Source organism: Aestuariivirga sp. (assembly GCF_046294715.1).
Taxonomy (GTDB): domain Bacteria; phylum Pseudomonadota; class Alphaproteobacteria; order Rhizobiales; family Aestuariivirgaceae; genus Aestuariivirga.
The window spans coordinates 20,431-32,522 of sequence record NZ_JBKBKI010000026.1 but is presented as its reverse complement, the minus strand read 5'-3'; the positions used below and the strand labels follow the sequence as shown (position 1 = coordinate 32,522).

Sequence of the window (12,092 nt, the reverse complement as noted above, 5' to 3'; positions counted from 1 at the left end):
TATTAGTACCCGCCCTTGCCAGGAATCCAGCTTGTTCCGGCAAGAGGCACCTGCGCCATGGCCGCAGCCTCGACGGTCAGTGCACAAAGATCCTCAGGCTCGAGGTTGTGAAGGTGGCTCTTGCCACAGGCACGCGCCACGGTCTGCGCCTCGAGCGTCATGACCTTGAGGTAGTTGGAGAGCCGGCGGCCGGCCTTGACTGGGTCGAGCCTGGCGGCCAGCACTGGATCCTGCGTGGTGATGCCGGCCGGATCGCGGCCCTCGTGCCAGTCGTCATAGGCGCCGGCGGTGGTGCCGAGCGCCCTGTACTCCTCCTCGAGATGGGGGTCGTTGTCGCCCAGTGCCACGAGCGCCGCCGTGCCGATCGCCACCGCGTCGGCCCCCAGCGCCAGCGCCTTGGCAACATCGGCGCCCGAGCGGATGCCGCCCGATACGATGAGCTGCACCTTGCGGTGCATGCCGAGGTCCTGCAGCGCCTTCACCGCGGGGCGGAGGCAGGCGAGCGTCGGGATGCCGACATGCTCGATGAAGACTTCCTGGGTGGCCGCGGTGCCGCCCTGCATGCCGTCCAGCACCACGACATCCGCGCCGGCTTTGACCGCGAGCGCCACGTCATAATATGGCCTGGTGCCGCCGACCTTCACGTAGATCGGCTTTTCCCAGCAGGTGATCTCGCGGAGTTCGTGAATCTTGATCTCGAGATCGTCCGGGCCCGTCCAGTCCGGATGGCGGCAGGCCGAGCGCTGGTCGATGCCCTTCGGCAGGCAGCGCATCTGGGCGACGCGGTCGGAGATCTTCTGCCCGAGCAGCATGCCGCCGCCGCCGGGCTTCGCACCCTGGCCCACCACCACCTCGATGGCGTCCGCCTTGCGGAGGTCGTCCGGGTTCATGCCGTAGCGCGAGGGGAGATACTGATATACGAGATGCTTCGACTGGCCGCGCTCTTCCGGCGTCATGCCGCCATCGCCCGTGGTTGTCGAGGTGCCGGCCATCGAGGCGCCGCGGCCCAGGGCCTCCTTGGCCTGGGCCGAGAGAGAGCCGAAGCTCATGCCGGCGATGGTGATGGGGATCTTGAGTTCGAGCGGTTTCTTGGCGAAGCGGGTGCCCAAGACCACGTCCGTGCCGCACTTTTCACGGTAGCCTTCGAGCGGATAGCGCGAGATCGAGGCGCCGAGAAACAGCAGGTCGTCGAAGTGGGGCACCTTGCGCTTGGTGCCGGCGCCGCGGATGTCGTAGATGCCGGTCGTCGCCGCACGGCGGATTTCGGCGAGCGTATAATCGTCGAAGGTGGCGGACTTGCGCGGAGGTGTACGGGGAACGTTGATGTCCATGGTGCTTGCCTCAGTAAGCGTCGGCGTGGTCGACGTTGAAATTGTAGAGCTTGCGGGCCGAACCGTAGCGGCGAAAGGACTCCGGCCGATGGTTCATCTTGGCGCGCTCGAGCAGCTTCGCGAGGTCCTCGAGGTGCTCCTGGCGCATTTCCTTCTCGATGCAGTCGGCTCCGAGATTGTCGGCACGGCCCTTCACATAGAGGCGGGCCTCGTAGATCGAGTCGCCCAGCGCCTCGCCGGCATCGCCGCAGACCACGAGATTGCCGCGCTGCGCCATGAAGGCCGACATGTGGCCGACCGAACCGCCCACCACGATGTCGATGCCCTTCATCGAGATGCCGCAGCGCGAGGAGGCATCGCCCTCGATGACGAGGAGCCCGCCATTGCCGGTGGCGCCCGCAGATTCCGAGGCGCTGCCCTTCACCCAGACGACGCCTGACATCATGTTCTCGGCGACGCCGACACCGGCATGGCCGTGCACGGTGATCTCTGCCTCCTTGTTCATGCCGCCGCAGTAGAAGCCGACATGGCCCATGATGTCGACCTGGAGTGGCCCGTCGAGGCCGCAGGCGATGGCGTGCTGGCCCATGGGATTGCGGATGACCCAGTGCCGCTCGTTGGAGTCCTTCGGCACCTTGTAGAGTTTCTGGTTGATGGCGGTGACACCGACCGCCTTGAGATCAAGCTCGTTCATTTCGTTTTCAGCCCTTGTGGAGCGACCCTCGCCCCGCCGTTCCGTGAGGCGGGAAAGAGGGGGTTGAAGGAAAACGCCGGAACCGCAAGGAGGAGGTGCGGCCCCGGCGCCGGGAGGACTCGTCAGGCGCTGCCGCCCCATGTGTAGATCGTCGTCGGTTCGGGCTCCCAGACCCTGGCATCGTCAGCACCGGGAAGATGGGCGATCGCCCGCCATTCGGTGGCCATCGCCACCCAGTCATCTGTCTCGGCCATCACCGCGTGCTTGCAGGCGATGGGATCGCGCACAACGGCGAAGCCGTCCGCCGTGCCCACGAGGAAGGTGTAGAAGCCATCGAGGTCCTTCAACCCGTCTTCCAGCGCTTCCTTGAGTGTGGCGCCGTTCCGAAGCTTCCAGGTCATGTAGGCGGCGGCGACCTCGGTGTCGTTCTCGGTCTGGAACTCCATGCCCTCGCGCTTCAGGTTCTCGCGCAGGCGGTTGTGGTTGGACAGCGAGCCGTTGTGCACGAGGCAGAGATCCGCACCGGTGGCGAAAGGATGCGAGCCGGCGGTGGTCACCGCACTCTCGGTGGCCATGCGGGTGTGGCCGATGATGTGGGTGCCCGTGGCGCTTTCCAAGTCGAAGCGGTCATAGACCTTCTCGGGCAGGCCGGTTTCCTTGAAGATCTCGATAGTGTGGCCGGAGCCCACCACGCGCACGCCCGGCGCATTGGCCTTGAGCCACTTCACCACGTCTTCTTCCCTGGCGGTGGTGACGAGGATGCAATGGTTTCCGATCTGCTCGATCTTCGCGTCGCATTTCAGCGCCTCCTCGAGACCGGCATCGACGTGCTTCCAGTCATAGGCCGGGTCGTCGTGGGCGAGCGAGAACTTGATCTCGTTGGCCTTCACCGGGTTGCGGTAGATGGCGACGCCCGCCGAATCGGGGCCGCGGTTGGTCATCTCGATGAGCATCGGCTTGAACATCGCGCCGAGCTGCGGCTGCAGCTTCGGGTTCTTCAGGTAGAGTCCGACTATGCCGCACATGGGCCATATCCTCGTCTGGAGTGATCGACGAAGCATATCAGCCCCTCGGGCAGGTTTCAACTATGAGGAACTATTTTTTCATGTGGGGAATTGCATTCCCTCATGCTCCTATTGCAGGCCCACGGGGTCGACCACGCCACCCGGGCAACCGGGGTCGGTCGGAACGGAGCCGAGGATGAGCTGCGAGATGGGGGTTCGCCCGGAAAGGTCGCCCCGGAGGCCGATGGTGATCTCCGCGATGAGCCGCCTCCCGCCATCGTCACGGCAGGCCACCCGGACGCGCTCGCCCGCGCCCTCTCCGAAGGCGACATCGAACTGGCCCCGGATTTCTTCGGAAGTCACTGTCCTGCCGATGTTTTCGGCCAGGAGATCGCGGACTGGAGAGCGGTTCAGGAGGTCCATCAGGCGGAGCGTGTCGCGGTAATAGGTTTCCGGATCGCGCCCCGGATAGCAGGTGCCGTGCTTGATCCATTCGTGCCGGTCCAGGTGCGAACGGGAGCCGGGCATGACCTCGTCGAGCTCGGCGCGGGTGAGGGGCATCAGATCGAGAGGCGGCAAATCCTTCCATTTGCCGGCGGCGGAGGCCTGCCGCTCCTTCCGGCTCGCCCCGCAATACTGCTTCGTCCGGGGTTGCGGCCAAAGTCCATGCAGGGCGAAATTGGAGCCGTCGAAGCGGGTGGCGGTCTGGAAGCGGCATTCTGGCTTCGAGGCGTTGGCCTCGCAGAAGGCGGGCTGCCAGCTGACCGCCAGGACATAGGCCGGAAGATCCGTGGCGGGCTTTTTCGGCTCCGCCGCCTTGACGATCCTGCCGCAATCGGCGGCGACCCAACGCTCAGGCGGCGCGGCACCAGGAAGTTCGATCCGGTAGTGGGTCGCTTTCTTCCGGTTCCTGGCGAGCAGCCTGTAGGAAATGCCCGGACCGGTCACCGCCAGGTCGGGGTTGGTGCCCTTGCGCAAGGAGAGCATGGCCGGGCAGACCCTCTCCGCGATGAACTCCCCCTCGATCGGCTCGTCGGCGCGGGCGGAGGCAAGACCGAAAGCGGCTGCTGCGATGAAAAGGAGAAGGCGCCGCACGGGCTCTTCAATCCTCGCGGCGATAGCTGATGACGGAGAGGTAGCGGATCGGCAATTTCCTCAGCTCCTCGGGTCCGTGCGGGGCGTCGGCGTCGAAGAAGAGCGCGTCGCCCGGATGCATGTCATAGACCTTGTCGCCGTGGCGGTACACGACATTGCCCTCGAGCATGTAGAGGAACTCGAGCCCGGCATGCTGGAAGGTGGGGAAGACGTCCGACTCCTGGGAGAGCGTGATGAGATAGGGTTCGACCATGACGGGCCCATGGGGACTATGGCCGAGGAGCTGGTACTGGTGGCCGGCGCGCGTGCCGCGCCGCTCGATGGTGAGGCCCTGCCCCGCCTTGACGAAGGTTGCGTCCCGGATTTCCTCGTAGGACTTGAAGAAGGACGTCACCGGCACCTGGAGCGCCCGGCCCAGCGCCTGCAGCGAGGCGAGCGAGGGCGAGGTGGCGCCATTCTCGATCTTCGAGAGCATGCCGGCCGACATGTCGGCCGCCTTGGCGAGCTCCGCGATGGTGAGCCCGAGCTTCTCGCGATAGCCCTTGACCTCGCGGCCAATGGCCTGCTCGAGCAGCTTGCCCTGAACCGTTCCATGCCCATGCGGGTCCTGGAAGGGCATGCCGGACTGCTCGGCGGCAGCTTTGGCTCCATTGCCTCTGGCCAAATTATTTCCTCCTGTGAAAAACTCTATACCTTCCACGAGGACAGCTCAAGTGAAGCTCCGAAATAGGCTAGTTCCTATTTCAGCTTCAGCATGAGAAAAATTTGCGTGGGCAAGTGATAGGAAATCGGTTATCTCAGGCCGTCGCGAAGCGCAGCAGAAGGCAATATCCTATCATGAACAGCATCGGGCAAAACTTCCTTTCGGAAATCGAGCGGTTCCTGGAGACGGCGGGGGTGGAGCCGACCGCCTTCGGCAAGCAGGCGCTGGGTGACCCCTCCTTCGTGTTCGACCTGCGCAAGGGACGTTCCCCCTCGACCCGCACGATCGACAAGGTGAGGGCGTGGATGGAGCAGCAGCAGACCGTTGCTCCGAGGTCCTCCTCCGGAGCGCGTCCGGGGCCGGAAACGTCCGTTCCTGCGAAGGCCAGCCTCACCCATCTCGAGCGGCTCGAGGCCGAATCGATCCACATCATCCGAGAAGTCGCAGCCGAGTGCGAGAAGCCGGTGATGCTCTATTCGATCGGCAAGGACTCGGCCGTGATGCTGCATCTCGCCATCAAGGCCTTCTACCCCTCGAAGCCGCCCTTCCCGCTGCTTCACGTCGATACCGGCTGGAAGTTCCGCGACATGTACGCGATGCGCGAGGCGACCGCGAAGAAATACGGCTGGGAGCTCATCGTCCACAAGAACCCGGAAGGCCTCGCCAAGAACGTGAACCCCTTCGACCACGGCTCGGCCCTTCATACCCAGATCATGAAGACCGACGGGCTAAAGCAGGCGCTGGACAAGTACGGATTCGACGCCGCTTTCGGCGGCGCGCGCCGCGACGAGGAGAAGTCCCGCGCCAAGGAGCGCATCTTCTCCTTCCGCGACTCGCGCCACCGCTGGGACCCGAAGAACCAGCGCCCCGAGCTGTGGAACCTCTACAACGCGCGCAAGAACAAGGGCGAATCGATCCGCGTCTTCCCCCTGTCGAACTGGACCGAGCTCGACATCTGGCAATACATCCACCGCGAGAACATCGACATCGTGCCGCTCTACTTTGCGGCCGAGCGGCCCATCGTGTGGCGTGACGGGCAGATGATCATGGTCGACGACGAGCGCATGCGCCTCAACCCGGGCGAGGTGCCGGAGATGCGCAAGGTGCGCTTCCGGACGCTCGGCTGCTATCCGCTGACGGGCGCCATCGACTCCGGCGCCACCACGCTTCTCGACATCGTGGAAGAGATGCTGGTGGCCACCTCCTCCGAGCGTCAGGGACGCGTCATCGACAAGGACGCCTCCGCCTCCATGGAAAAGAAGAAGCAGGAAGGATACTTCTGATGGCCCGTTTCATCGAATTCACCGGCGGCGACGTGGAGGCCTATCTGCAGGCACAGGAGCAGAAGGACCTCCTGCGCTTCATCACCTGCGGCTCGGTGGACGACGGCAAGTCCACCCTCATCGGCAGGCTTCTCTATGAGGCGAAAATGCTGTTCGAGGACCAGCTCACCGCACTCGAGGCCGATTCCAAGAAGATGGGCACGCAGGGCGGCAACCTCGATTTCGCGCTGCTCGTCGACGGGCTGGCGGCTGAACGCGAGCAGGGCATCACCATCGACGTCGCCTATCGCGCCTTCACCACCGACAAGCGCAAGTTCATCGTGGCCGACACGCCGGGCCACGAGCAGTACACCCGCAACATGGCGACGGGTGCTTCCACCGCCGATCTCGCCATCATCCTGATGGACGCGCGCAAGGGCGTGCTGACGCAAACGCGTCGGCACACCTTCATCTGCACGCTGCTCGGCATCCGGCACCTCGTCGTCGCCGTCAACAAGATGGACCTGATGGGCTTCGACCAGGAGGTGTTCCAGCGCATCGAGGCGGACTACCGCGCCTTCGCCAAGTCGATCGGGGCCGACGACGTGACGGTGATCCCCGTCTCCGCCCTCCTCGGTGACAACATGATCAACCGGTCGCTCAACATGCCGTGGTATCACGGGCCGACGCTGATGGCGCATCTCGAGACCGTGCCGGTGGGCGATGACCTCGCGGAGAAGCCGTTCCGGCTTCCGGTGCAATGGGTGAACCGCCCGAACCAGAATTTCCGCGGCTTCTCCGGCACCATCGTTTCGGGCACGGTGAAGCCGGGCGACGCCGTCAAGGTGCTGCCATCGGGCCGCAGTTCGATCATCGAGCGCGTCGTCACCCATGACGGCGATCTCGAAGCGGGAATCGCCGGCCAGTCCCTCACCGTGACCTTGAAAGACGAGATCGACATCAGTCGGGGCGACGTGATCTGCGCCGCCAATGACCCGGTCGAGGTGTCGGACCAATTCGAGGTCGAGATCCTGTGGATGAGCGACGAGCCCATGCTGCCCGGCCGGCCCTATCTCTTCAAGTCCTCCACCAAGACGGTGCCTGGCACACTGGAGGAACTGAAGTACAAGGTGAACGTCAACACCATGGAACACGTGGCGGCGAAGACGCTGCAGCTCAACGAGATCGGCGTGTGCAACCTGGAGCTCGACTCGGCCATCGCCTTTTCATCCTATATCGAGAACCGGCATCTCGGCTCCTTCATCATCATCGACCGTTTCAGCAACAACACGGTGGGCATGGGGCTGATCCGCTTCGCGCTCCGCCGGGCGGCCAACATCCACTGGCAGGCGGTCGACGTTCACAAGGCGGCGCGCGCCGCGCTCGCCGGACAAAAGCCTGCGCTGCTGTGGTTCACCGGGCTTTCGGGTGCGGGCAAGTCGACGATCGCGAACCTCGTGGAGAAGCAGCTCCACGCGGCAGGCCACATGACCTATCTGCTCGACGGCGACAATGTCCGCCACGGCTTGAACCGCGATCTGGGCTTCTCCGACGTCGACCGCGTGGAGAACATCCGCCGCGTGGCCGAGGTCTCGAAGCTCATGGTCGATGCAGGCCTCATCGTGCTCGTGTCCTTCATCTCGCCCTTCCGCTCCGAGCGGCTGATGGCGCGGGAGTTGATGGAAGATGGCGAATTCATCGAGATCTTCGTCGATACGACGCTGGCTGAAGCCGAGAAGCGCGACGTGAAGGGGCTCTATGCCAAGGCGCGGCGCGGCGAGATCAAGCACTTCACCGGGATTTCATCTCCCTACGAGGCGCCGGAGAACCCGGAGATCCGCATCGACACCGCCAAGGTGACCCCGGAGGGGGCGGCAGATCTGGTCGTTCGGTACCTGAAGGAGAAGGGACGGCTCACCAAGGCGTGAGATCAGTCCGACCGGCCCTCATCCGGCGCGCGCCGCGCCACCCCCTCGCCACACCGGTGTGGTCTTGCTGCACCGGATACCGCGAGGCGGGCCAGCGCCACGATCATGTCGGTCTGGGTGACGAGGCCCAGGAGCCTCCCGGCGCCGTCGGTAATGAGGACGGCATGATGGCGGCCGTCCGAAAGGGGATCGACGAGGATCAGCATGCTGTCGCCCGGCAGGGCGGTGACGGCGTCGCTCATCATCTCCGAAACGTATTGCAGCGTATGATCGGGCTCATGCATCTCGACGATGCCAGCCACCCTGTTCTCAGCGTCGACGACGGGCAGGATGCGGAGATCATGCGCGAGGAGCAGCGCATGCGCTTCGCTCCACGGCGCATCGGCCCTGCTGCTGAGCACGTCCCGGGACATGATGTCACTGCAGCGCGGCACCTCCGCCGTGCGCTCGAGCGCTGCGAACTCGGCGCGGCGCACCAGGCGGTGCAGGTCTTCGCGGGCGATGTCGAAGGGCTCGCCGCTCTCGGCGAGGGCGGCATCGATATCCGCCGCGGTGAGTTCCACGCGAAGCTGCGGCGGCAGGTCGGATGTGCCGTGGGTGCTCGCCATCACGAGCTTCGGCCGGTGAGGATAGGAATGCCTCGAGAAGCGGTGGAAGAGCACCCCCAGCAGGACCAGCAGCACCGAATTGAGCGCCACGGGCACGAGCGCGAAACTGAACTGCCATGACGCCGCGGCGGGTCCTCCGAGGACGGAGAGCAGCGAAGCAGCGCCGCCCGGCGGGTGGAGGCAGCGCAGCGCCGACATCACGCCGATGGCAAGTGCCACGGCAAGCGCGGCGGCGAGCGCCTTGTCCGGCACCAGATGGGCGATGGCGATGCCCACGAGCGCCGAGACCGTGTTGCCGCCAATGATGGACCAAGGCTGCGCCAGCGGGCTCGCCGGCACGGCGAAGAGGAGCACCGCGGAAGCCCCCATCGGCGCCACCAGCAGGGGAAGCTGCTCGCTGCCCCCTACAACCCAGCCTGAAACCAGGCCCGCAATGCCGATACCGATTAGCGCGCCGAGGCAGGCGATGCTGCGCTCGCGGAGACTGGTGCCGGCCATGCGCGGAGTGAGCTCGCGCAGGCGCTCGACGAGGGTCCTTTGCATGGCGGCTCAGGCTATCGGGATTTTGCCCTGCGAGATATGAATATCGAGCAGGTCGAGCCTGTCATTGCCGAAGTAGAGTCTCGATCCCGTGTCGACGGTCGGCACGCCGAAGACGCCCCTGGCGATCGCCTCGCGCGTGTTGGCGTCGAGCCGCTCCTTGAGGGTCTCGCTCACCGCCGCGGCCTTGACGGCTGCGGGCTCGAGCCCCGCCTCGCCGCCCCAGCGGGCCAGCTGATCGAGATCGGTGATGTCCGCCTCCTCGGCCCAATAGCCGCGGAGGACGCGGCGCGCGAAATCCTCTCCCCTGCCCTCGTCTTCGGCGAGAATGCAGGCGCGCAGCGCTCTGGAATTCCGCAACGGGTAGCGGGGATGCTGGCGAAGGGGAACGCCTTGGAGCTCTGCCCAGTCGCGCATGTCCTGCCGGAACCAGGCGACCCGCTGCGGAGAGGCCTCGAGCGGCTTCACGCCGCCGATCTCGTCCAGCAGGCGCGGCAGGTGCAGCGGCCGCCAGCGAAGCGGCAGCCCGTGCTTTCTTGCTATGTCTCCTACCCGGAAGGATGCGAGATAGACCCAGGGAGAGTGGACGTCGAACCAGAAGGTGATGCTTGTCATGCCAGCCGCTCCATGCGGTTCTCCCGCGCCCATTCGCGAAGCTCCACCTTGCGGATCTTGCCGGAGGGGGTGAGCGGAAAGCGCTCGAGCGTGTAGACCACCGCAGGCACCTTGAACTTCGCGATGCGGGAGGCGCAGAACGCACGGAGTTCTCCTGCGGAGACGGGGCGGACGAGCTTCACGGCGGAGGCGACGATCTCGCCATAGTATTCATCCGGCAGACCGAAGACGGCGGCCTCGGCCACCGCCTCGTGAGCTTGCAGCACGTTCTCGATCTCGGCCGGATAGATGTTCTCGCCGCCGCGGATGATCATGTCGCGCAGGCGGCCGCCGGCGATGACGAGGCGCCCGTCATCGCGCAGGTAGCCGAGATCGCCGGTGCGCAGCCAGCCGCCGGCGATAACCGTTTCGGCGGTTTCCTCGGGCTTCCTGTAATAGCCCTCCATCACCATGGGACCGCGCGCCTGGATCTCACCGATTTCGCCCGCGGCAAGCGGGGCCATTGTCTGCGGATCGACGATGCGCAGGTCATAATCGGGAAGGGGTTTGCCCGCCGTTTCCCACCGAAACGGGTCGTCATGCTCGGGGCATACGAAGAGCGTTCCGCCCTCGGTCTGGCCATAGACCTGGGAGAGGCCGGGCATGGGAAACTCTTCCGCGCAGCGCCGCAGCACATCGGGGTTGCAGTCCGCCCCGCCGCAGCTTCCGGCAACGAGGCTCGAGAGGTCATAGTCCTTGCGCGAGGGATGATCGAGCATGGCGAGATAGGAGGTGGGCACACCCGAGAGATGCGTGCAGCGTTCCGTCTCGATGAGGCGAAACATGTTCTCCGGGTCGAAGCTCGGCACGCCCACATAAGCGGCACCATGGCTGAGGCAGCCCAGGAGATTGAGTATGCAGCCGGCGCAATGGAAGAGCGGTATGATCGAGGTCCAGCGGCTGTCGGCGGCAAGGCCCAGACGCGCCGCGCTGTTGCGGCCGACCATCATCATCGCGCGATGCGAGAGGAGCGCTCCCTTGGGAAAGCCGGTGGTGCCGGAGGTGTAAAGAAGGGCCGCCACCGCCGAAGGGTCAGGCTCGGCGGGCGTGAAGGCGTGAGGCTCCGAAACGAGCCGGGGATAGTCTTCCTCGAGCGTGAAGACGTGTTCGAGCTGCGGCAGCCCGGGCCTGAGCGCCGTGACATTCTCGAGATAGGAATTGGAACGGTACTGGGTGGAGCAGATCAGGGCACACGAGTCCGACTGCTTCAGCGCATAGGCGAGATCGTCGCGGCGGTAGTGGGTGTTGAGCGGCACGAAGACGGCGCCCAGTGCCGCGCATGCCATCTGCACGACTGGCCACTCGGCGCGGTTCTCCGCCAGCAATGCGACATGATCTGCGGGCCCGATGCCGCGCGCGGCGAGGGCCCCGGCCAGGCTCAGCGCTTCATTCCTGTACTGTGCGAAGCTCCGCAGCGCGTTCTGGTGCGGAAAGACCAGCGCCGCGGCATCGGGCCAGCGTGCTGCCGCGTGTTCGAGCGCCACCCAGGGGTGGTCGATGTTCACTGCGCGCACCATCCGCCATCGGCCAGCAGGATGGTCCCGGTGACGAAGCTCGCCGCATCCGAGGCGAGGAACACGGCGGGGCCGACCATCTCCTTCATCTCGGCCATGCGGCGGAGCGGCGTCCGCGCAGCGATCTCCTTCTCGGCCTGGGCGAGATAGGCCTGGCCTTCCACCGTCATCGAATGCCGCGTGTAACCGGGGTTGAAGGCGTTGACCCTGATGCCGTGCGGACCCCATTCGGCCGCGAGCCCCCTCACAAGCATGTCGACGCCGCCCTTGGCGGCGCAATAGGGTGTGAGGTCCTCGAAGGCGGCGACGGAGGCGTTGGAGGAATTCATGACGATGGCGCCGCCCCCGCCCTGGGCGATGAACTGGCGGGCCGCGGCCTGGGCGCAGAGGAAATAGGCCCGGAGATTTCCGCCGATCACCGTGTCGAACTCCATGGGCGTGAAGTCCAGCGCCTTTTTCTTCACGTTGACCCCCGCATTGCAGACGAGGATGTCGATCCGGCCGAAGCGGCGCACGGCGGAGGTGACGAGAGCCTCGGCCCCTTCGGGCGTCGCGACGTCCGCGAGGACCGGCAGTGTTTCGTACCCCTTGGCGCGGAGTTCGGCAGCGGTGTTCTCAGCCGCCTCGTAGCTCCTGGCGCAGCCCACGACGGCGGCGCCCGCATCAGCGAAACCGTGGGCCAGTTCGCGGCCGATGCCTCGGCTCGTCCCGGTGATGACCGCGACGCGGCCGGAGAGATCGAAGAGCTTCGTCATGCCC

General features: G+C 65.5%; 11 protein-coding genes. 2 read left to right on the top strand and 9 right to left on the bottom strand.

Annotated elements, in window-relative coordinates:
• Positions 1-2 precede the first annotated feature (2 nt).
• The 5 genes from ACK4HL_RS15500 to ACK4HL_RS15480 form a co-directional block, all read right to left on the bottom strand.
• Positions 3-1,331 (bottom strand): FMN-binding glutamate synthase family protein, encoded by a 1,329-nt coding sequence (locus ACK4HL_RS15500; RefSeq protein ID WP_409761937.1) that lies wholly within the window; start codon positions 1,329-1,331, stop codon positions 3-5.
• 10 nt (positions 1,332-1,341) lie between these two features.
• Complete coding sequence (locus ACK4HL_RS15495; protein WP_409761935.1) at positions 1,342-2,025, bottom strand: protein GlxC; 684 nt, start codon at positions 2,023-2,025, stop codon at positions 1,342-1,344.
• 122 nt (positions 2,026-2,147) lie between these two features.
• Positions 2,148-3,050, bottom strand: coding sequence for a class II glutamine amidotransferase (locus tag ACK4HL_RS15490; RefSeq protein WP_409761933.1), 903 nt, complete (start codon positions 3,048-3,050; stop codon positions 2,148-2,150).
• Positions 3,051-3,158: 108 nt separating this feature from the next.
• Positions 3,159-4,124, bottom strand: a complete 966-nt coding sequence (locus ACK4HL_RS15485) for a ribonuclease T2 family protein (RefSeq protein WP_409761931.1) — start codon at positions 4,122-4,124, stop codon at positions 3,159-3,161.
• 7 nt (positions 4,125-4,131) lie between these two features.
• Complete coding sequence (locus ACK4HL_RS15480; protein WP_409761973.1) at positions 4,132-4,743, bottom strand: helix-turn-helix domain-containing protein; 612 nt, start codon at positions 4,741-4,743, stop codon at positions 4,132-4,134.
• A 377-nt stretch (positions 4,744-5,120) separates the two neighbouring features.
• Here ACK4HL_RS15480 and cysD point away from each other — a divergent pair, with 377 nt between their 5' ends.
• Together cysD and cysN are read left to right on the top strand one after the other, a co-directional pair.
• The gene (cysD, locus tag ACK4HL_RS15475) at positions 5,121-6,110 is read left to right on the top strand and encodes a sulfate adenylyltransferase subunit CysD (protein ID WP_409761971.1); all 990 of its coding nucleotides are present in this window, start codon (positions 5,121-5,123) and stop codon (positions 6,108-6,110) included.
• The gene (gene cysN / locus ACK4HL_RS15470; protein ID WP_409761929.1) at positions 6,110-8,017 is read left to right on the top strand and encodes a sulfate adenylyltransferase subunit CysN; all 1,908 of its coding nucleotides are present in this window, start codon (positions 6,110-6,112) and stop codon (positions 8,015-8,017) included. Before cysD ends, cysN begins: the two co-directional genes overlap by 1 nt.
• Before the next feature lie 2 nt (positions 8,018-8,019).
• On the opposite strand, the gene ACK4HL_RS15465 is transcribed toward cysN, so the two are convergent.
• From ACK4HL_RS15465 to ACK4HL_RS15450, 4 genes are read right to left on the bottom strand one after another with little or no spacing between them, the layout of a single operon-like run.
• A complete protein-coding gene (locus ACK4HL_RS15465) occupies positions 8,020-9,168 on the bottom strand; it encodes an HPP family protein (RefSeq protein WP_409761927.1) in 1,149 nt (382 codons plus the stop codon).
• A gap of 6 nt (positions 9,169-9,174) precedes the next feature.
• A complete protein-coding gene (locus tag ACK4HL_RS15460; RefSeq protein WP_409761925.1) occupies positions 9,175-9,780 on the bottom strand; it encodes a 2-hydroxychromene-2-carboxylate isomerase in 606 nt (201 codons plus the stop codon).
• Positions 9,777-11,324 carry an AMP-binding protein gene (locus tag ACK4HL_RS15455; protein WP_409761923.1) on the bottom strand — a complete coding sequence of 516 codons (1,548 nt, stop codon included), beginning with the start codon at positions 11,322-11,324 and terminating at the stop codon, positions 9,777-9,779. Before ACK4HL_RS15455 ends, ACK4HL_RS15460 begins: the two co-directional genes overlap by 4 nt.
• Positions 11,321-12,088, bottom strand: a complete 768-nt coding sequence (locus ACK4HL_RS15450) for an SDR family NAD(P)-dependent oxidoreductase (RefSeq protein ID WP_409761921.1) — start codon at positions 12,086-12,088, stop codon at positions 11,321-11,323. The genes ACK4HL_RS15455 and ACK4HL_RS15450 overlap by 4 nt, the downstream gene beginning before the upstream one ends.
• Positions 12,089-12,092: the final 4 nt, after the last annotated feature.